The following is a 21,882-nucleotide window of genomic DNA, read 5'->3' as shown; positions in this document are numbered from 1 at the left end:
CGGCGGGTCAGACGAAAAAAAACCATATTCCACCGGGACGTACACACCGCGAGCAGTTTACAGAATTGTAAATAACCTGAAAAGCGCGTTAACGTGACGGGAATCTCAACCTGTCAGATACAAGTATAAAATTTCCATCACTGTCGTAATTATTAGGCCGGCTATTCACCGGCCTTTGCATTACATCACCAGACGGCGAATGTCGCTCATCAACTGATTAATATAAGTGATGAAACGAGCACCATCAGCTCCATCGATCACACGGTGGTCGAAAGACAGAGACATTGGCAGGATCAGACGAGGAACGAATTCCTTGCCATTCCAGACCGGCTTCATAGAAGAACGGGACAGACCCATAATAGCCACTTCTGGCGCGTTCACGATTGGTGCAAAGCCGGTTGTACCGATACCACCCAGGCTGGAGATGGTGAAGCAGCCACCCTGCATGTCGGAAGCAGTCAGCTTACCAGCACGAGCTTTCTTGGATACTTCAGCCAGTTCTCTTGACAGTTCCATGATGCCTTTTTTGTTAACATCTTTGAATACAGGAACAACCAGACCGTTAGGCGTATCAACCGCAATACCGATGTTGACGTATTTTTTCAGGATCAGCTTTTGGCCATCTTCAGAGATAGAGCTGTTAAAGCGAGGCATTGCTTCCAGTGCTTTTGCAGCCGCTTTCATGACGAATACCAGCGGAGTGATTTTCACGCCCAGCTGTTTCTTCTCTACTTCTTTGTTCTGCTGTTTACGGAATTCTTCAACTTCAGTGATATCCGCTTCATCGAACAGGTTAACATGAGGGATCATTACCCAGTTACGGCTCAGGTTTGCACCGGAGATTTTCTGGATACGGCTCATTTCAACTTCTTCGATTTCACCAAACTTGCTGAAATCAACTTTCGGCCAAGGCAGCATACCAGGCAAGCCACCACCCGCAGCCGCAGGTGCAGCTTCAGCACGCTTGATCGCATCCTTCACGTAAGCCTGAACGTCTTCGCGCAGGATACGACCTTTACGACCAGTACCTTTAACTTTAGCCAGGTTTACACCGAATTCACGAGCCAGACGGCGAATAACCGGAGTTGCATGAACGTAGGCGTCATTTTCTGCAAACTCATTTTTGCCTTCTGCTGGCTTAGCCGCAGCCGGAGCTGGTGCTGCTTTCGCCGGTGCAGCCGCAGGAGCCGGAGCCGCTGCAGGTGCTGCCACAGGTGCTGCGCCTGCAACTTCAAATACCATGATCAGAGAGCCAGTTTTTACTTTATCGCCAACCGCGATTTTGATCTCTTTCACAGTACCTGCGAATGGCGCAGGCACTTCCATGGAAGCCTTGTCACCTTCAACAGTGATCAGTGACTGCTCTTCAGCAATGGTGTCACCGACTTTTACCATGATTTCGGTAACTTCAACTTCATCACCACCGATATCCGGTACATTAACTTCTTTTGCCGCAGATGCCGCAGGCGCTGCTGCTGGAGCAGGAGCTGCTGCCGGAGCTGGCGCTGCGCCAGAACCTGCAACTTCAAATACCATGATCAGAGAACCAGTTTTTACTTTATCGCCAACCGCGATTTTGATCTCTTTCACAGTACCTGAGAATGGCGCAGGCACTTCCATGGAAGCCTTGTCACCCTCAACAGTCAGCAGAGATTGCTCTTCAGTGATGGTATCACCGACTTTTACCATGATTTCGGTAACTTCAACTTCATCACCACCGATATCCGGTACAGCAACTTCTTTGCTTTCAGCGGCAACAGGCGCTGCTGCCGGAGCCGCTTCCTGCTGTACAGGTGCTGCTTCTGCTGCACCAGTTGCGGATTCAAAGATCATAATCAGTTTGCCGGTTTCAACTTTGTCACCAACTGTAACTTTGATCTCTTTAACCACACCCGCCTGTGGAGAAGGAACTTCCATAGAAGCCTTGTCACCTTCAACAGTGATCAGTGACTGTTCTACTTCTACTGTGTCACCAACTTTCACCAGAATCTCGGTAACTTCAACTTCATCTGCACCAATATCAGGCACGTTAATTTCGATAGACATTAATCTTTACCTCTTATGCCAGACGTGGGTTAACTTTTTCTGGGTTGATGCTGTATTTTTTGATGGCTTCTTCAACCACTTTCACATCAACTTCGCCACGTTTAGCCAATTCACCCAGAGCAGCAACAACCACGTAAGAAGCATCAACTTCAAAGTGGTGACGCAGGTTTTCACGGCTGTCAGAACGACCGAAGCCGTCAGTACCCAGTACGCGGAATTCGCTTGCTGGTACAAAGTTACGAACCTGCTCAGCAAACAGCTTCATGTAATCGGTAGAAGCAACTGCTGGTGCTTCGTTCATGATCTGAGCGATATAAGGAACGCGTGGTTCTTCTGATGGGTGCAGCATGTTCCAACGCTCACAATCCTGACCATCACGAGCCAGTTCAGTGAAGGAAGTTACGCTATAAACGTCAGAAGCAACACCGTACTCGTCAGACAGGATCTTAGCTGCTTCACGAACGTGACGCAGGATAGAACCAGAGCCCAGCAACTGAACTTTACCTTTCGCGCCTTCCATGCTTTCCAGTTTATAGATACCTTTACGGATACCTTCTTCAGCACCTTCCGGCATTGCTGGCATGTGGTAGTTTTCGTTCAGAGTGGTGAGGTAGTAGTAGATGTTCTCTTGTTTCTCACCATACATACGATCCAAACCGTCATGCATGATAACAGCCACTTCATAAGCGAACGCTGGATCATAAGAGATACAGTTAGGAATAGTCAGAGACTGAATATGGCTGTGACCATCTTCGTGTTGCAGGCCTTCGCCGTTCAGAGTCGTACGACCGGAAGTACCACCAACCAGGAAGCCGCGAGCCTGCTGATCGCCAGCAGCCCAGCACAGATCACCGATACGCTGGAATCCGAACATGGAGTAATAGATGTAGAACGGGATCATCGGCAGGTTATTGGTGCTGTAAGAAGTTGCAGCCGCCAGCCAAGATGATGCAGCACCCAGTTCGTTGATACCTTCCTGCAGAATCTGACCTTTCGCGTCTTCTTTATAGTATGCAACCTGCTCACGGTCCTGCGGAGTATACTGCTGACCATTCGGGCTGTAGATACCGATCTGACGGAACAGACCTTCCATACCGAATGTACGTGCTTCGTCAGCAATGATTGGAACCAGACGATCTTTGATAGACTTGTTCTTCAGCATTACGTTCAGGGCACGAACGAAAGCGATAGTGGTAGAAATTTCTTTGGATTGCTCTTCCAGCAGAGAGTTGAACTCTTCCAGTGCTGGGATTTCCAGTTTGTCGTCGAAGTTAACACGACGGCTTGGCAGGTAACCACCCAGTGCATTACGACGCTCATGCAGATATTTAGCTTCTTCTGAGTCTTTGTCGAAAGTCACGTATTGCAGGTTTTCAACTTGCTCATCAGATGCAGGCACATTAAAACGATCACGGAACTGGCGAACGCCTTCCATGTTCATTTTCTTAACCTGGTGAGCAATGTTTTTGCCTTCAGCTGTATCACCCATGCCGTAACCTTTAACGGTCTGAGCCAGGATTACAGTTGGTTGGCCTTTAGTTTCCTGCGCTTTATTCAGTGCAGCGTAAACTTTCTTAGGATCATGACCACCACGGTTCAGAGCCCAAATCTCGTCATCAGTCATATCTTTGACCAATTCCGCAGTTTCTGGGTAACGACCGAAGAAGTGTTTACGGACATAAGCACCATCTTTAGACTTGAATGTCTGATAGTCACCGTCCAGAGTTTCGTTCATCAGCTGAACCAGTTTACCGCTGGTATCTTTACGCAGCAGTGCATCCCAACGCTCGCCCCACAGGACTTTCAGTACCTGCCAGCCAGCGCCTGCGAAGATGCCTTCCAGTTCATTAACAATTTTACCGTTACCAGTTACTGGGCCATCCAGACGCTGTAAGTTACAGTTGATGATGAATACCAGGTTGTCCAGTTTTTCACGGGTTGCGATAGTGATCGCACCTTTGGATTCTGGCTCATCCATCTCACCGTCGCCCAGGAATGCATAAACGGTTTGTTTAGACGTATCTTTCAGACCACGGTTTTCCAGATACTTCAGGAATTTAGCCTGATAAATTGCAGAGATTGGGCCCAGACCCATTGAAACAGTCGGGAACTGCCAGAAGTCAGGCATCAGTTTAGGATGCGGATAAGAAGACAGACCGTTACCGCCGATTTCCTGACGGAAGTTGTTCATCTGCTCTTCAGTCAGACGACCTTCAAGGAATGCACGAGCATAAACGCCCGGAGAAATATGGCCCTGGAAGTAAACCAAGTCGCCGCCATCATTATCATTACGAGCGCGGAAGAAATGGTTAAAGCAAACTTCATAAACAGTAGCGGAAGACTGGAATGAAGCCATGTGACCACCCAGCTCCAAATCTTTCTTGGATGCACGCAGAACAGTCATGATGGCATTCCAGCGAATTGCGGAACGAATACGGCGCTCCAAATCCAGATTACCAGGGTAAGCCGGCTCATCCTCAACCGGAATAGTGTTGATGTAATCACGGCTTGCAGTACCAGCTGCTACACTAACACCACCTTTACGTGCTTCGTTCAAAACCTGATCAATCAGGAATTGAGCGCGTTCAACACCTTCTTCACGGATGACCGATTCGATCGCCTGTAACCAGTCGCGAGTTTCGATCGGATCCACGTCATTTTTCAAAATATCTGACATGGTGTGTTCCTTATCTGTTATCTATTTCTAATGGTTGTTTTGGAGCCTATCTTCTGGTCATACCCTTTGACATTCAGTCAGTCATGACCGGAAGATAGGCCCTGCTATATGTTGCCGCTAAAACTCTTCAAAAAGAGCATAACGACTGTACAGACGCAGCAGCCAGGATCTGCACAGTCAATTTAGGACCTACCCCATTTGGGAGTTGTTTTAATCCATGACGCCCCAGAGGATAGGCTCTTATTCCTGATGTTGTTGGAGCCGTCTCAGTGAGCGTTCACGACGGGTATGCTCACGAGTCAGATCCAATAAAACTTCTTCAATGAAAGACAAATGACGATGCGAAGCTTCACGGGCTTTTTCCGGTTCTTTCGCCATTATTGCGTGAAAAATCGCTGCCCTATGGTCACTCACTGCCGCCAACATTTCTTTACGGGTATAAATGAACTCGAAATTGCGCCGGATATTTTGTTCCAGCATCGGGATCATACAACGCAGTAAATGCAGCAAAACCACATTATGTGCTGCTTCTGTGACAATAAGTTGATATTGCAGAACTGCATCAGATTCCGCACCAATATTCCCGCTTTGCTGTGCTTCCTGAATCGCGAGATGGCTTTCCTTAATGCGTTTAAAATCTTCATCTGTCCCTCTGAGCGCCGCATAATAAGCTGCGATACCTTCCAGCGCATGACGTGCTTCGAGGAGATCAAACTGTGATTCCTGATTCTCTGCAATAAGTTGGGCGAGCGGGTCACTGAAACTTTGCCAGAGATTATTCTGTACAAAAGTTCCTCCACCCTGACGACGGAAAAGAAACCCTTTGGCTTCTAGTTTTTGAATGGCTTCGCGCAATGAAGGACGTGATACCTCAAACTGCTTCGCCAGCTCACGCTCAGGCGGCAGCTTTTCCCCGGGGCGCAACGAGCCCTCGAGAATGAGGTTTTCCAGACGTTGCTCAATCACATCTGATAACTTTGGTTGGCGAATTTTGCTATAAGCCATATCTGCTGTAAGCCATTCAGTAAGTAAGTGTTACTTTGAACAATTTATGATGAACTATACCCCTATACCCTGTTTAACAGAGTATTCAGACTAACCTTCAGTTGATCGACCTCATTCAATTAACCTCGTTTAGCTGGGATTTAGTCAATTGGTAATACCAATTTAGAATACAGGCCATAAAGTAACAAAGTATTCACTAGCTGTCTATAAAGACCTTGGGCTAAATCATAAAAACCTGCAAATTTTAACAAATTATTTTAATTTTTATCAGAAAATTATAACTAAATGGAATTTTTAGGCAGTAAAACAGGTAGGAGTGGTAAAGATACAGATTAAACTCATTAGTCATTGTTATAATTTATTTAATATATTGATTCTTTTGTTTATTTGTTATTTAAATTTATACGTTACGATATAACATATAACTTACACAATATAGTGAATAAAATAAGGGCCATAGCACTTATTACTTATCAAGACAGCACCATGATTATGCAATTAACAGAACTTAATTTAAAATAGTTAATCACAAAAATAACTTAAGTATTTTACTATGGAGCCAATCTACCGTGCAGATTTCATACTGAATCATTTTATTACAGTTGCAGACAAGATAGCAGTGGCAAACCAATGCAGTGGCAGCAACAAGTAGTCAAAAACACATATAAAAAGCGTTAAATACAATACCCTCCCCCAGGAATAACAAAAATGTTATGGACATTTCTTAATTGGTTAATTTAATTGCCAACTCAGGGAATATTCTAACGTTTCAGGATGAATATATACCCAATAGATTTCGAGTTGAGTCACGTCGGCAAATGCAAATAGAGTCGGTTATCAGTAACATAGAGAACTATGTATATGTAACTGAAAAACCAGCCAACGCAGAAGTTACTCTAAAGATTAAGGGTATACTCAGGCTAATTTGATATATACCAACATATTTCAAGTTGTCTAACTGGGGTCAATGATGCCCATTAGCAGTATCACTAGCCGGAAGCTACAACCTGAAAAAATGAACGGTATAAAAATCCTTTTAAAGTAATTCCCGCCAGATGCCACATATAGACACAGGCGGGATTTTTTTATGCTAACGCCCCATAAATCGTCAACAGTGCGACAATAATCACAATGGTAAATGTTGCTTTTTTCGCAATTTTTACCGCAGCAAGGGGGCTATTCAAAAGATCTAAATGAGGTTCCTTGCTCAATGCAAATTGAGCCAATTGACTGACCACTTTATATTGTGATGTCCGCAAATCACTAAGTGATGCAATCCAGGCCGGTAACGCTTTTTCCCCATGCCCTAGCAAAGCATAAGCAATACCCGCCAAACGTGCTGGTATCCAATCCAAACAATTTAATAACGCATCAACTCCGGATTGTGCACGCTGCACAGAAGTTCTGCATTGCGCCAACCATCTCTGATAAGCTCTCAGGAAACAGTATCCCATTAAAATGGCCGGACCAAACTCCCCCATAACAACTAACCAGAAAATAGGGGCAAGATAATAGCGGAAATTTATCCAGATCAATGCGTTCTGTATTTCACGCAAGCGATCATCTTTTGTCATCTCAGGCGGGTTCTGTTGCCCTATAAGTAAATTTGTAAGATGAATATTCTGTTGCTCTAAATCACCAGTGCGTACAGAACGGAGATATTCACGATAACTATGGCGCAAAGAGCCGGCACCGATACATAACAAGCTAATCATGATGCATAACAGGATCGCAGGGATACCAAAAGCAATAACACTCAGTACATCAATAATTTTCCAGGTCAAAAAAGCAACTACAAATGCCATCACTAAACTGACCCACAGTGAATATACTTTTACTCTGGCAAAAAAAGGAGACAGATAATGTTCTAACTGCCAATGGTCTCCCATCTTAAAAATGCGTTCCCATGCCAGTATTAACAATAGAATAAAGAGAGTCATCCAACTCGCTCCTTTAATAACTGCCGATACTGTTCCCAGTAAAAATAAGGCCCTGGGTCAGTTTTCCTGCCCGGAGCGATATCACTATGACCTGTAATATTATTACGGATATCAGGATAATGACTGATAAGTAACTCAGTCACCTCCGCCAGCTTAGTGTACTGAATTTCAGTAAATGGCTCGTAATCAGTACCTTCTAACTCAATGCCTATTGAAAAATCATTGCACGTTTCCCGATCACAATAACAGGAAACCCCTGCATGCCAGGCTCTTTTGTCGAAAGGAACATATTGCACAACTTCACCATCACGACGAATCAGACAGTGCGCAGAAACCCTTAATCCTTTTATTTCCTGAAAGAAAGGGTCTTCATTCGGATCCAACGTCCCCATAAATAGCTGATCAATATACGGCCCGCCAAACTTACCAGGCGGTAAACTAATGTTATGTATAACCAATAATGATGGGATTTCCCCTGCTGGGCGCAGATCATAATGCGGTGAAATCACCTTTCTGGCATCAACAATCCACCCTTCATGTAACCTCATACCCTCGATTCCTCCATCTTTCAAAATCTATTGAGTATATACCCTATGAATTTCAAGATGCAGCCAAAGTGTAACAGGTTAAATTTTTCAATCGAGGAGTATTGTTGTTCATGTTTTCATTTGCGAGCAAGCTCGAAAATTTCCCGGTATTAAATGTAATTAATAATTATTTTCTTTGAATCTCTTCCATAAATTTCATTTATCTTATTTTATTTTTTAAGAAAACATTCATGCTAACTGGCATCAGCAAATAATAAATATCATGCTTTTATTTTAAAAAATAACGAAGCTATGTAGAGATCGAATAAAAAACACAAAATGAGGAAGCAATAATATGAATCAACAAGGATTTACATTAATGGAAGTTATGGTGGTAATGGCAATAGTGTCTATCCTCGGTGCGATTGGTATTCCTAGCTATCAGGGATATATCCAAAAGGCAGCACTGACTGATATGCTACAATCTATTGTTCCTTATAAATCTGGCATTGATATTTGTCATTTTGAAACCGGAAATTACAAAGAATGCAGTTCTGGGCATAAATCAATTCCATCAGGGTTTAATAGCCGTTACATCAATACAATTACAGTAAAAGAAGGAGAAGCCAATATTATTGGCCAGAAAAACCTCAGTGGCCTAAATATCACCTTAAAACCAGATCAAGATACCAAAACTGGTATGACTCATTGGCAAGTTATGTGCAATTCTGAAAGTGAATCGTTAAAAACAAAATGTCAGGAAACATTAAAATTTTAAAAAAACAAGTAAAAAAATATTAGCATTTAAAAGAGATTAAATATAAACCTCCACTGAAAATGCAAACAGCCTTATATTTACAAAAACAGCCATTCGTTTTTAAAACCTAAGGAATAAGTTAAATGAGAAATATGGAAAGCAATTTAATGGAAAAAGAAATTGACGAATTATGCCAGAAACATCAGGCAATAATTATAAAAAGAAATAGTTATTCTATCACTATTGCCTGTAGCCAATCACCTAATGAAGAGTTTATTACTGCATTACGTTTTATTTCTGGTGCCATAATTGATTTTAATATTTGGCCAAAAGCCAAAATAGAATCCATGTTGACACAGAAACACATACTACCTAACTACACAGAAAACTACTGCTCAGAAAATGGTGAAACAGAAACCTATCGGATAGAAAATTTAACTACTCAAAATAACAATTACAATGAAAAACAAATAATTGAAAGCAATCCAGAAAACATTGACACTCCTGTTATTCAGTTAATTAATCAAACAATATCTATCTCTATACAAAAAAGAGCGTCAGATATTCACTTTGAGCCATTACAAAATAACTATCAAATACGTATTCGGGTTGATGGTTCATTACATTTTATGCCACCACCTCCTCCTCAAATGAATACAGGCATCCCTGCCCGTTTAAAAATTATGGCGAAACTCAATATTGCGGAAAAACGTCAGCCACAAGATGGGCAATTTGACTGGAATGATAATAAAAACCGTTATGCAATACGCATCTCAACATTACCCACCCTATATGGAGAAAAAATTGTTCTACGTATTCTCAGCACCATACAACAACTATCATTGGAACAACTTGGCCTGTCTGAATCTCAGCTACAGCTTTTAGTTCAAAAACTTCATGTACCACAAGGAATGATTGTAGTAACTGGCCCAACAGGAAGCGGGAAAACCGTCACATTATACAGTTGCCTGAAATATTTAAATCAAACTCAGAAAAACATCTGTAGCGTTGAGGATCCTATAGAAATCCCCTTACAGGGAATTAATCAAACACAAGTAAATAATAAAATCGGGCTAGATTTTGCCAAAGTTTTGCGGGCATTACTCAGACAGGATCCCGATATCATCATGGTTGGTGAGATTCGTGATAACGAAACTGCTGAAATATCGATGAAGTCTGCTCAAACAGGCCACTTGGTTTTATCCACCCTACATACTAATTCGACGATAGATACCTTATCACGCCTGCAACATCTGGGGATTTCAGGTTATACCACCGCTTCATGTGTTAAATTAATTATTGCTCAGAGATTAGTCCGCAAGCTTTGTCCCCATTGCCGTCAACCCGCAGAAAAGTCTGAATTTATACATACTGAAAATAACGATAAAAAACAAAATATAGCAGTAAAAACATGGGTCGCTGTTGGTTGTGAGCACTGCTTTTCTGGCTATTATGGCAGAACAGCCATCTATGAATTTCTCGAAATAAAACCTGAACTTCAACAGACCTTATCAGAACAACCTTCTGACAAGATACCCTGCTTACCAACCCTGCAACAAAAATCCACGCTTTTATCTGCCGGATTAACATTGGTCGGGCAAGGTATAACAACGCTGGAAGAGATTTATCAGACTCTAGGCCAGGAAGCATAATCAATAAATATCCATATAGAAGGCAAAAAAATGAAAATAGAATTTATTTATCACTGGAAAGCTGTGAATAAAAAAGGAAATATTGTAACAGGAGAAAATATAGGTGAGAACAGAAAAGTGATTTTCAACTATCTGAGCCAGCTTGAACTACAACCCTACACCATTAGACGCCGACAGATTATTTATTACAGTGAAAAAGAAATGTCTTATCGGCTACATTTCACCCAGCAACTAAATACACTGCTGACATCAGGTATTCCCTTGTTACAGGCTCTTAATATTCTCTTACCAGAATGTAAAAATGTGATTTGGAGATGCATATTAGCTGATATTATCTATAAGATTAGTCAGGGAGAATCATTCTCTATCGCTTTACAGAATTATCCACAACTGTTTTCTCCTTTATTCTGTCAGTTTATTGCAGTAGGAGAACAAACAGGTCAACTTGAATCTTGCTGTCAGTTGCTTATTAATCGACTAGAGCAGCAGAATATATTGCATAAAAAATTCCAAAAAGCGTATCGTTATCCATTGATAATTTCTCTTGTTGCTATAATCGTTATCTTATTAATGCTGATTTTCGTTCTACCTGAATTCAAACAGGTTTATTCTGCATTTGGTGCCTCACTACCTTTATTAACACAGCTACTCTTATCTGTCTCTGACTTTCTGATTAATCATGGTTTCTTTATTTTCATAACAACATTAATAATGACAATTAGTTATTTAGGATTACGCTCTCGGTTTCCTACATTGTACAAAAAAGAAAAAATATTTTTTACCCGACTACCACTTTTCAAAAAACTCATAACATATCGGCATACCAGCCAGATATTTCATATTCTATTTATGACTCAAAAAGCGGGATTAACGTTAACCATTGGTTTGGAATGTGCAATGAATGCAACCCATCATCCTTTATTTATAGCTGGAATCAAAAACCTTCATCGAAAAATACAGCAAGGTGTACCAATGAGTCATGCCTTAAAAAAAGAGTATTGTTTTCCCCCATTATGTAAACAGTTCGTCATAATTGGTGAAGAATCAGGTGAACTTGAGTTATTTTTAGGTAATCTAGCGATATGGTATCAAGAGCAATTTATAAACTGCGCTGATAATTTAGCTAACTTACTTGAACCTGTATTAATGCTGATCATGGCAATAATTGTAGGCCTGTTACTACTCGCTATGTATTTGCCAATTTTTCAATTGGGTACTATTTTGACCTAACATATTATATACACTGAATTTCTAGTTATGTTACGGCGGTACTGATATCAACCTTCCAAGGGGATCGATAACTATGTAAGTGGAGCATGATTGTAATAACAAGAATTATATATGTTTGTTTATAGCCCATATGCCTCCCTTGAGTTACAATTTATTTATATAGGCTATCAGAATATTTGAAGGATAGAATGACTTATATTGTTGCACTCACAGGTGGAATTGGTAGTGGTAAAACAACTATCTCTAATGTATTTTCATCCCTTGGTGTCCCGCTTGTTGATGCAGATATTATTGCCAGAGAAGTTGTTGCCCCTGGTTCTCCCGCATTACAAACAATCGCTGAACACTTTGGCTCGGATATCCTATTATCGGATGGTTGTTTAAACCGCGCCGTGCTACGCCAAAAAATTTTTGCTGCGCCAGAAGAAAAACAGTGGCTCAACTCACTTCTTCATCCACTAATACACGCAGAAACACAACGACAACTGAACCAAATCAATACCCCTTATGCTATTTGGGTTGTACCTCTGTTAATAGAAAATAATTTAATGCATTTAGCTGACCGAATCTTAGTAGTTGATGTTTCCCCTGAAGTACAAATCAGCCGGACAATCACGCGTGATGGCGTCAGCCGGGAACAGGTTGAAAATATTCTGGCTGCACAGGCTGACCGCAATGAACGTCTGGAAAAAGCAGATGATGTCATATTAAACGATCAAAAAGAGCAAGATCTCACTGTACGTATAGCCGAACTACATCAACAATATTTGAAACAAGCAGAATCAGTCAGACAGGAAGAACGCAATGAATGATGCAACCTCTACTATTATTTTTGAACACCCGCTAAATGAAAAGATGCGTTCATGGTTGAGGATTGAATCTTCACTGCAACAACTCGAAAAACAGTCTCATCTGGATTCACAAGCAAACAGCTTGGCATTTTTTCGCACAATCGCCGAGTTAATTGAGATACTGGAACGTGGTGAAGTACGTTCTGAGTTATTAAAGGAACTGGAACGCCAGCAAATAAAATTAAGACAATGGCTCAATGCTCCCAATGTAGATACGACGATGGTTCACAGTCTGGTAGAACAACTGAAGGAACGGAGCCTTGCGTTACACCATGCTCCCCGCCTTAGCCAACAGATTAAAGAAGACCGAATCATCAGCATGGTTCGCCAACGACTCAGTATTCCGGGCGGATGTTGTAGTTTTGATCTGCCGACATTGTATCTGTGGCTTCATCTGCCACAGTCTACCCGGGATGAAACCGTCAGCTCTTGGCTAAACAGCCTCCTACCATTAAAACAGGCATTAGAAAGCATTCTGGAGCTGATACGACAGTCAACAATGTTCTCTTCTCAGGTAAGCCATAACGGTTTTTTTCAGGGGAATGCTGGTGATGCCGATTTGCTAAGGTTAAAACTAGATATTTCGGAAAACCAATTAATTTATCCACAAGTTTCTGGCCACAAAACCCGCTTTGCTATCCGGTTTCTGCCAATGGACAGTGAAAATGGTACGGTACCTGCACATTTGTCATTTGAATTGGCCTGCTGTTAACATACCCTCAAACTAAGCAGGAGAAAACAGCATGTCTGAAATATTGACTGTCGCATGTCCTACATGTGGGCAGGCCGTAATCTGGGGGGAAATTAGCCCACACCGACCGTTTTGCAGTAAGCGTTGTCAATTAATCGACTTAGGCGAATGGGCTAATGAAGAAAAGAAAATACCAAGTCAGGGCGACAGCACAGAAAACGATGAATGGAGTGAACTGCCTGAACAGTAAAATCACTTGATGGATTTCAAGATGCGTCGTGGCGGCAAGGGAGTAACAAATTCGTCGGGAACGAATTTGCCCAGCCAAAGGCTGGCCTCTCAGTAATCTCTGGGAACATAGATAACCGTCTTTTTATGAAAACGGTGACTAGGGTGAGCAAGCGTAGCCAACAAAGAGGCAATTGAAAGATGAAGTGTAGATAGCGTCGGATAAGTTCGACGCTATCTTTGCTCAAGTTAGCCCGCAGATTTAGTCAATAAACCAACGATACTACGGTTTGCTGGCGGGAATTCATCAGCAACTAATTCAGTTTGCAGGAGCCAGCGGGAAGGCTGCCCTTCTTTTCCAAATGGCTCATCTTCCCATTGATCAACCATAAAAAAGTAAAGAGTGATATTCCTATCCGTAAATTCATGAGTGATAGTTTCCGTCAGTTCACAATGAGTTACCGTGATACCAACTTCTTCTTTTAACTCCCTTATTAAAGCTTGTTCTGGTGTTTCTCCCTGTTCAAGCTTTCCTCCCGGAAATTCCCAAAATCCGCCCATATGTGAGTCGGCACGACGTTGGGTAATAAAAATTTCATTATTGCTGTTTTTAATAATGCCTGCCGCAATATGCAGATGTTTTTTTTCCATAACGTTTTCCATGATGGTCGTTCTTACAGGCCATAATAAACAGCCTTATGGGAAGATATAATCTCACGAGACCTGCATCAATTCACATTTCTTTTTATCTGTATCTTCATGCATAAAAGAATATTATATATACTTGATGCATTTCTATTCATAAGAAGTATATTCAATCGATTTCAAAGTGTATCACTGCGGCAAAAAAACACTCCTTAGGCGCTTAGATAATCTATGCTTGTAACTACGCTAATCGGATGAACAACGCAGATAATAAAAAGCAATTTGAAGAACAACAAACTTACATTAACCAAACAATACGACAAAAAGAAGGCAGCTAGAAAATGAATGGAAAAAACGTCAAATAAGGTTTTATCCAAGAATAAAAATAATTAAATCATACAATAAAGATTGAGGGAGAATCATTCATGCAATATGAAGGTCAACCATTAATCGAAGCAAAAAAAATAGCCCATCAATTTTCGGGTGAACTTAAACCACTATTTTCCGATATTGATATTACTCTGCATGCAGGGCAACACGCACTGGTAGGCCGTAATGGTATTGGTAAATCCTGGTTAGCATCAATACTGGCAAAACAAACTCCACCATCGGAAGGAAGTGTCAAACATTTTTGTGATGTGGGTTATCTGTCGCAAGGCTTGTCTGCTTTTACAGGTAGTTCAGCCAACATATTCGGACTCACTGATATTATCAATGCGAATGAGCGTATTCTTGCAGGTATTGGTGAAGCCGCAGATTTTGATGTTATGGAAGGAAACTGGGATTGGCAATTTCAGATCGAATCTTTACTGGCAGAAGGTGAACTGGCTCCAGAGATATTAAACCAGCCCTTTAATTTACTCAGCGGAGGAGAACAAACCCGACTTCGGCTACTGTCTCTCAAAAAACAGGGGGCCGGCTTTATGATTCTGGATGAACCAAGTAATCACCTTGATAGACAGGGGCGTCTCTGGTTAGCACAATGGTTGGCAACTTTCAACGGTGGCATTTTACTGGTTACACATGATCCTAAGCTCTTACAGCATGTTTCCGTTGTTTATGAGCTGAACGGGTTAGGATTATCACGTAGTATTGGTGGCTGGGAAACATGGCTGAACAGTAAAGAACAGCTAAGACTAGGTATACAGCGCGATGTAGATCAGACCAGAAAAAACCTCAAACAAGCCATACGGGATAAACAAAGAGATCGAGAAAAATCTGATAAAAGACAGAGCCAGGGGAAACAACGTAGGGAAAATGCTAATCAAGCTACAATTCTGCTGGATCGCGCATTGAACCGCTCTGAATCCACACTGTCACGGCTGGCAAAACAGAATGAAGAAAGGCTACAGCGCAGTTCTTCCTTAGCGACTGATGCCAGAGCAAAACTCGACATTATTGATCCGCTGTCAATTGCTGTTGCAACCCCTCAGGCAGCAACACCTCCGTTACTTTATCTACAGGATATTATTTTACCCTTTGGGTCAGATTCCCCTATCAGCTTGACCATCAATAACGGTGAGCGCCTCGCTATCACAGGGAAAAATGGCAGCGGAAAATCGACTTTACTGAAAGTCATAACTGGCTCACTGATGCCAAAACAGGGCGCTTGTCGCATTACACCTTCACATCGTTTAATGGACCAGCATTTCTCATTCCTCGATAAAACCCAGTCAGCTTTGTATAACTTTCAATTACAGTCACCAGGCTGGACGGAAGATCGTTATCGTACTCGGCTGGCGCAACTGCGTATGCGAGGTGAAGAGGCTCTAAAACCTGTCGGTTATCTAAGTGGAGGAGAACAACTGAAAGTCGCCCTTGCCTGTTTATTTTGTGGGCCTTCAGCACCGGCACTCCTGCTGTTAGATGAACCGGATAATCATCTGGATATTGAATCCCGTGAGTTACTCCAGAAAGCACTACATGATTACACTGGTGCTATGGTATTAATTTCTCATGATGATCAATTTATTGAGAGTATAGGCAATATGCAGGAGCTTATACTGGGAGGTTAATCTGACTATGTGATTTTATGCACTACTATAAATATATAGAAATCATTTAAATATAAATTTCTAGTGTAATAATTGTATTCCCCGAAAATTGGGGAATACAAAATGATGATAAGCTATCCCGAAAATCAAACTATTCATGCTCGAGGTTTTTTCACTAACTTATTCCCATATAGCGATATGGCCAGTCCAATCAAAATAAAAACACATGCAATTATTTTTTCATTACTCATCACTTCACCAAAAATAACTGCACTTCCAATAAAACCAAAAACCGGAACCAATAAAGACAACGGAGCAACTTTGGAAACGGGATATTTTTTCAACAATAAATTCCATATCCAATACCCTATTAAAGTTGTAAGATAGGCTTGGAATAGAATGGAAAATATAGCAGTCACATTCAAATTTTCAACAAAATTAAATAATACCGTAGAACCATTAATCCCATACCCCATAAGAAATAGAGGTAAAGGGGAGAAAACACATGACCAGACTAAAAAACCAAATATATTTTTCCCACCTGATTTTTTTACAATAATATTAGCGACACTCCAGTTCACAGCGCCAAATAGTATTACAATCACACCTAAATAGGTAATTGAGCCATCAGTTAAAGCCATAATAAACCCTAAACCAATAACTGACAGTATAAAACCTATTATTTGATGAAAATGAATGTGCTCTTTGAGAAAGAAATACCCCATTGCGATAGTAATAAATGAACTAAATTGTAACAATAGAGAGGAAACACCCGCAGAAACTCCCATTTTGACACCAAAATTCACCATTCCCCATAGACCCACACCAAAGATTAGTCCATATAACCCAACAATTTTCATTGGAACATCAGGTCGACGAATAAAGAATACAGCTGGTAAAGCACATAATAAGAAACGTAACCCAGCTAATAAAAATGGATCTAGCGTATTTAGCCCTAACTTAATAACACTAAAATTTAATCCCCATACCCCGGTTACTGCTATGGCTAGCAGTAAATCTGATAATTTCATATTTATATACATTTATTAAATTAGTTATAAAATCAATCACATTTCAAACCATCAAGTAATAAATCAAAAGCAGGAATGATTTTTTCAAGTTTAGCTTTTTGATCTGTATCATCAGCAATCCACAAAGCGGCTTCAACTAAGCTTCCATTTATTAGGCAAGCCAAAGATTCGGCATCAACATCTTTTATTTTTTTCTCAATAATCATTTTTTCCAGTAGTTTTTTCATTGATGAAATACAGTAAGATTGAGATTCTCTGAATTGATCGCCAAGAATAATTTTCGAATCTCTTAATACGATTTGTTGGAATTCCCGATTAAGTGACATTGTTAAATAAGCCCGACATCTATCACGAAATCCAGTCCATGAATCTTTTGCGTTATCAGATATCGACTGGAGATGTTGATCCATCTCTGAATCGATTTGTTCCACTACAGCCATTAATAAGCCTTTTTTATCACCGAAATGGTGATATAAAGCACCACGTGTAAGACCAGCCTTAGCCGTAAAATCATCCATTGAAGTATTAGCATAACCTAAAGAGCCAAAAGCATTGCGCGCAGCAGCCAATAATTTGCTACGTGTCTCTTCTATCATTTCTGTACGGGTTCGCCGGGCCATTTATCCTTCCGTTAATATGCAATTTACAACTCATTGACATACGCTGCGTATGCTGGCATGTTAATTTTACATACGTATCGTATGTTTGTTGGCAACCTAACTTTTATGCAACCAATTATCACAATGAGAAGCAATATGAGCAATCCTTATAGTGAGTTATTCAAAGCATCTGGTGCAGCAAGATTTTCTTTGGCGGGTTTTATAGCTCGTATGCCACTTCCTATGACTGGAATTGGCATCATAGTCATGTTATCACAGCTAAGTAGTAGCTACGGATTAGCGGGATCAGTATCAGCAATTTTTATATTAACCTATGCACTGATATCCCCACAAATTTCTCGCTTAGCAGATCATCATGGACAATATATTGTCCTACCCATTGCTACAACTATAAGCGTTTTGGGTATATTAGCCCTTTTAGCCTGTGCGTACTGGCGGGCACCTATCTGGACATTATTTTTATGTTCTTCTCTGGCTGGTTTTATGCCCAGTATGTCGGCAATGGTGCGTGCCCGCTGGACAGCTATCTATCGTGGTCAACCTCAACTACAAACTGCATATTCCCTCGAAACAGTATTTGATGAAATATCATTCATTATTGGCCCACCGATATCAATTGGCCTGAGCGTAGCCTTTTTCCCACAAGCCGGGCCTCTAGTGGCCGCTCTTCTGCTAGCTATAGGTGTATGTTTATTTGTGATGTTTCGCAGGACAGAACCTACTATTGAAATTCCAAAAACCACGAAAGAAACAAACAGTTCAATTATTAAAATATCTGGTTTATGGGTTTTATCATTACTGTTTATTTTTATGGGGATTATTGTCGGAACTGTTGATATAGCGAGTGTTGCTTTTGCCAAAGAATTAGGGCGTCCGGTTGCAGCCAGTTTAGTGTTATCAGCTTATGCCGTAGGCTCTTGCCTTGCCGGATTGATATTTGGTGCAGTTAAACTGAAAACGCCACTATACAAACTATTTCTTATAGGCGGGTTAGGCACTGCTTTAACTACCCTTCCTTTTTTAATGGTTAACAGCATTTCCGGCTTAGCTTTCACTGTTTTCATGGCGGGTTTATTCTTTGCACCAACAATGATCATCTCGATGGCATTAATTGAAAAAATAGTTCCGGAGAAACGATTAACGGAAGGGTTCACCTGGTTGCTTTCCGGTCTCAATACTGGTGCCGCTTTAGGAGCAACTGCTGCAGGACAGTTTGTCGATATATATGGCTCTCATGGTGGATTTATAGTGTCTTTGATTGCCGGAATAGGGATTATTATAGCCACATATTATGGTTATTTTACACTGACTAATTCAAAAAAAATCATTCAATAAAAGCACATGCTCTTATAAATAATAAAAGGTGCTCGCTGTAAAGCGAGCAATATTAGAATAGAAAATTTACAGAGACAAGTTATGAGTTTTCCCTCATTTCTATAATCTCAATAGGCCTGTCAAAGCGTAAATGTTCATCAAGAGCCATTGGAATTAGCCAGCGTAAATTGTAGATAATATTATCAGGTAATGATTGTGCTTCATAAATATTAACAATTTCTTTTTCAACAGATTTTGCAGAATAAATTCTGTCATCATACGTATAGAGAAAGTTCACCTGATAAGCATCAGGACGAGTTAGCACAGTAAATAATTTCCATTCTTCAGGCTGAGTATTAATTCCTGCTTCCTCCGCGAATTCCCTTGCCATTGCCTGTTGAGGCGTTTCACCTGTTTCTATTTTTCCGCCAATACCATTGAGTTGCCCTTTCTGCCAGCTGGGTTGTAATTTAGAAATAAGAGCAACATGCTTCTTATCTTCAGAAAACATAAAACCAGTCACATAGTGAATCATTATCTTCCTTTCCTCATTACTGCACTATTAATGTTTGTTCTCTATCAGGACCATGTGAAATATATTTAATTGGAACTCCAGCATAATCCTGAATAAAATTGAGAAAATCAATTAGTTCAGCAGGCAACTCTGTAAATTGAGTATACGATGCATTCAGCTCTCCCCAACCTTTAAAAACTTTATAAACAGGTTTAACTTTCTCAAGCTGCAATAAGGCGTTATCACAGCAAACCTGTTCATTATCAATTTCATATGCAATAGCTACCTTTATTTCCTCCAACCCGGCTAAAACATCAGTATTAGTTATTGCCAGTTCTGTTACCCCGTTAAGTTTTACCGCATGCTTGATCAAGCATAGATCCAGCCAGCCACAGCGCCTTGGCCTTTTGGAAACAGTACCATACTCGTTTCCACGTTCCCGGATATAATCAGCCCGCTCAGCCTGTAATTCTGTCGGGAACGGGCCATTACCGACCCGGATCATATAGGCCTTCATCACACCGACAATATGCATTTTCTGTGCTGGTATACCAATCATGGCAAAACAGGTTTGAACCAGAGTCTGATACGCTACAGTATAAGGGTACGTACCAAAACTGTTATCCAAAAAAGTGGCTTGTGATGTTTCAAGTAAGATATCTTCTCCGGCACTCAATAAGTCACGGATGGCTTCATTAGTAAATGTGAAATAAGGCTCGATCTTTTTTCCATATTGATGCGTTATTTCTAACATTCCCTCAAAATCTAAAGTCGAATTATCATTAAAAACGTGGTTGATTTGTTTTTCCCTGATGCCCCAAAGAAATTCTAATTTACTTCTGAGTTTTTCTTTATCCAGAGTATCAATAAGCCGAATGCCATGCCGGTTCGATTTATCTTCAACACAGGCACCAACACCCACTCCTACAGATCCTATTTTATTCTTACCTTTATATTTTTCAGATGCTTTATTTAGTTCTGCATGTAATGGCAATACAATATGGCATCGGGGATCAATTGAGATGCTGGAGTTAATATTTTCTCTTTTTATAAAATCAATTTCTTTCACAAGCACCGGAAGACTAATTAATGCACCCTGACAAATATAGAGATTCCTTTTATTAAGTGATGCCGGTAATTGAGAAAAAGACCCTCTCACATTTCCATATTGTACACAATGGCCTGCATTTGCTCCCCCGTTAAATCTGGCGATGTTATTCACACCACCAGATAAGTAATCAACAAATTTACCTTTTCCTTCATCTCCAAATTGAAGCCCAACCACAGATATTAACATACGTGCGAATCTCCCATTTATAAATAGTTTTTTAAATGGTGTTTTCTTTTATATTTTAATAAAAATACAACTTTAATTATTTATATTATTCCGCTATTTATACATAATATTAACAGCGTTATTTAAAAACATAATAAAGAATACATCTTTTAAAATGATAGTGATGATAAAAATAATTTATTTCAGTGGATTAATATTTTCTTATTTACTGACTAAGTAATCAGCCATTAATAAAGCCTCATTTAATGTATCAACAACAGGTACACCCGCAGCTTCAAGGCTTAAACGACTATGCGTTCCACCAGTGTAAAGAATGGCATGAGTACCTGCGGCTAATGCTGCAATGGCATCATCGGTTGCGTCACCAATCACAACGCTCTTTTCAGGAGCGATATTGATCTTTTTAATATGGTTAGCTAATTGTTCCGACTTTCCGGTAGTCAATAGCGGCGTATTTCTGCCATCAACGTGGGTAAAAAATTTAGTTATACCGTGGTTATTAATCATCGGAACTAATTCTTCATGCTGCATCAGTGAACATAATGATTGGGTCGCACCTGACTGATAGCGGGCAGCAAGCAGATCAGTCACTCCTGCTGCTAAATTTGCTTTTTGTATACCGGGCCGATAGTGGGTATTAAATGTTTTTCCTATGATTGACCATTCAGCAGAGGATGGTTCGCGTCCAATAACCTGTTTATAGAAAATCTGCACCGGCACACAATAATATTCCCGATATTGTTCCAGCGTCAGTGGTTCAATACCAATTTCTGCAAGTGCTAAATTTGTTGCGCTGACTGAAACACTAACATCATTCAGTAGTGTGCCATTCCAGTCCCAGATAATATGTGCTGTTGCCATAA

The 21,882-nt window shown here is 40.6% G+C and carries 19 protein-coding genes; 8 read left to right on the top strand and 11 right to left on the bottom strand.

Translation table 11 applies throughout. From position 1 onward, the window contains the following. Positions 1 to 180: 180 nt before the first annotated feature. The 5 genes from aceF to ampD all read right to left on the bottom strand — a co-directional run bounded on the left by aceF (position 181) and on the right by ampD (position 8,216). Entirely contained in the window at positions 181 to 2,046 is a 1,866-nt protein-coding gene (aceF, locus tag AACX38_RS19760) for a pyruvate dehydrogenase complex dihydrolipoyllysine-residue acetyltransferase (protein ID WP_228863289.1), read from the bottom strand. A 13-nt stretch (positions 2,047 to 2,059) separates the two neighbouring features. Beyond that, complete coding sequence (gene aceE / locus AACX38_RS19755; protein ID WP_099121381.1) at positions 2,060 to 4,723, bottom strand: pyruvate dehydrogenase (acetyl-transferring), homodimeric type; 2,664 nt, start codon at positions 4,721 to 4,723, stop codon at positions 2,060 to 2,062. A gap of 240 nt (positions 4,724 to 4,963) precedes the next feature. Next, complete coding sequence (gene pdhR, locus AACX38_RS19750) at positions 4,964 to 5,728, bottom strand: pyruvate dehydrogenase complex transcriptional repressor PdhR (protein ID WP_228863288.1); 765 nt, start codon at positions 5,726 to 5,728, stop codon at positions 4,964 to 4,966. A gap of 1,085 nt (positions 5,729 to 6,813) precedes the next feature. After that, positions 6,814 to 7,668, bottom strand: coding sequence for a beta-lactamase regulator AmpE (ampE, locus tag AACX38_RS19745; RefSeq protein ID WP_228863287.1), 855 nt, complete (start codon positions 7,666 to 7,668; stop codon positions 6,814 to 6,816). Next, positions 7,665 to 8,216 carry a 1,6-anhydro-N-acetylmuramyl-L-alanine amidase AmpD gene (gene ampD / locus AACX38_RS19740; protein WP_099121384.1) on the bottom strand — a complete coding sequence of 184 codons (552 nt, stop codon included), beginning with the start codon at positions 8,214 to 8,216 and terminating at the stop codon, positions 7,665 to 7,667. Before ampD ends, ampE begins: the two co-directional genes overlap by 4 nt. Positions 8,217 to 8,550: 334 nt before the next feature. On the opposite strand from ampD, the gene ppdD reads away from it, so the two are divergent. The 6 genes from ppdD (at position 8,551) to yacG (ending at position 13,626) form a co-directional block, all read left to right on the top strand. After that, entirely contained in the window at positions 8,551 to 8,973 is a 423-nt protein-coding gene (ppdD, locus tag AACX38_RS19735; RefSeq protein ID WP_228863286.1) for a prepilin peptidase-dependent pilin, read from the top strand. 122 nt (positions 8,974 to 9,095) lie between these two features. Continuing rightward, a complete protein-coding gene (gene gspE / locus AACX38_RS19730) occupies positions 9,096 to 10,604 on the top strand; it encodes a type II secretion system protein GspE (RefSeq protein ID WP_228863285.1) in 1,509 nt (502 codons plus the stop codon). Positions 10,605 to 10,634: 30 nt separating this feature from the next. Next, a complete protein-coding gene (gene hofC / locus AACX38_RS19725; RefSeq protein ID WP_228863284.1) occupies positions 10,635 to 11,834 on the top strand; it encodes a protein transport protein HofC in 1,200 nt (399 codons plus the stop codon). 188 nt (positions 11,835 to 12,022) lie between these two features. Continuing rightward, entirely contained in the window at positions 12,023 to 12,646 is a 624-nt protein-coding gene (coaE, locus tag AACX38_RS19720) for a dephospho-CoA kinase (RefSeq protein WP_228863283.1), read from the top strand. Further along, the gene (zapD, locus tag AACX38_RS19715; RefSeq protein WP_228863282.1) at positions 12,639 to 13,397 is read left to right on the top strand and encodes a cell division protein ZapD; all 759 of its coding nucleotides are present in this window, start codon (positions 12,639 to 12,641) and stop codon (positions 13,395 to 13,397) included. Before coaE ends, zapD begins: the two co-directional genes overlap by 8 nt. Before the next feature lie 31 nt (positions 13,398 to 13,428). Further along, positions 13,429 to 13,626 carry a DNA gyrase inhibitor YacG gene (gene yacG, locus AACX38_RS19710; RefSeq protein ID WP_086955899.1) on the top strand — a complete coding sequence of 66 codons (198 nt, stop codon included), beginning with the start codon at positions 13,429 to 13,431 and terminating at the stop codon, positions 13,624 to 13,626. 227 nt (positions 13,627 to 13,853) lie between these two features. Here the strand turns inward: yacG and mutT are convergent, their stop codons facing one another. Further along, entirely contained in the window at positions 13,854 to 14,255 is a 402-nt protein-coding gene (mutT, locus tag AACX38_RS19705) for an 8-oxo-dGTP diphosphatase MutT (protein ID WP_099111411.1), read from the bottom strand. Between the two features lie 419 nt (positions 14,256 to 14,674). Here mutT and AACX38_RS19700 point away from each other — a divergent pair, with 419 nt between their 5' ends. Continuing rightward, complete coding sequence (locus AACX38_RS19700) at positions 14,675 to 16,264, top strand: ATP-binding cassette domain-containing protein (protein ID WP_228863281.1); 1,590 nt, start codon at positions 14,675 to 14,677, stop codon at positions 16,262 to 16,264. Between the two features lie 134 nt (positions 16,265 to 16,398). On the opposite strand, the gene AACX38_RS19695 is transcribed toward AACX38_RS19700, so the two are convergent. Next, entirely contained in the window at positions 16,399 to 17,274 is an 876-nt protein-coding gene (locus tag AACX38_RS19695) for an EamA family transporter (RefSeq protein ID WP_228863280.1), read from the bottom strand. Between the two features lie 32 nt (positions 17,275 to 17,306). After that, positions 17,307 to 17,894, bottom strand: coding sequence for a TetR/AcrR family transcriptional regulator (locus tag AACX38_RS19690; protein WP_228863279.1), 588 nt, complete (start codon positions 17,892 to 17,894; stop codon positions 17,307 to 17,309). 135 nt (positions 17,895 to 18,029) lie between these two features. On the opposite strand from AACX38_RS19690, the gene AACX38_RS19685 reads away from it, so the two are divergent. Next, positions 18,030 to 19,229, top strand: coding sequence for an MFS transporter (locus AACX38_RS19685; RefSeq protein ID WP_228863278.1), 1,200 nt, complete (start codon positions 18,030 to 18,032; stop codon positions 19,227 to 19,229). A 79-nt stretch (positions 19,230 to 19,308) separates the two neighbouring features. On the opposite strand, the gene AACX38_RS19680 is transcribed toward AACX38_RS19685, so the two are convergent. The 3 genes from AACX38_RS19680 to AACX38_RS19670 all read right to left on the bottom strand — a co-directional run bounded on the left by AACX38_RS19680 (position 19,309) and on the right by AACX38_RS19670 (position 21,880). Then, positions 19,309 to 19,743, bottom strand: a complete 435-nt coding sequence (locus AACX38_RS19680; protein ID WP_228863277.1) for an NUDIX domain-containing protein — start codon at positions 19,741 to 19,743, stop codon at positions 19,309 to 19,311. 16 nt (positions 19,744 to 19,759) lie between these two features. Further along, positions 19,760 to 21,019, bottom strand: coding sequence for an adenylosuccinate synthase (locus tag AACX38_RS19675; protein ID WP_228863276.1), 1,260 nt, complete (start codon positions 21,017 to 21,019; stop codon positions 19,760 to 19,762). A gap of 201 nt (positions 21,020 to 21,220) precedes the next feature. Then, positions 21,221 to 21,880 carry an HAD family hydrolase gene (locus AACX38_RS19670; RefSeq protein ID WP_228863275.1) on the bottom strand — a complete coding sequence of 220 codons (660 nt, stop codon included), beginning with the start codon at positions 21,878 to 21,880 and terminating at the stop codon, positions 21,221 to 21,223. Positions 21,881 to 21,882: the final 2 nt, after the last annotated feature.

The organism is Xenorhabdus sp. PB30.3 (assembly GCF_963895965.1).
In the GTDB taxonomy this organism is placed as follows: Bacteria; Pseudomonadota; Gammaproteobacteria; order Enterobacterales; family Enterobacteriaceae; genus Xenorhabdus; species Xenorhabdus stockiae.
The sequence above is the reverse complement of the archived record's forward strand: the minus strand, read 5'-3'. Positions and strand labels throughout refer to the sequence as shown.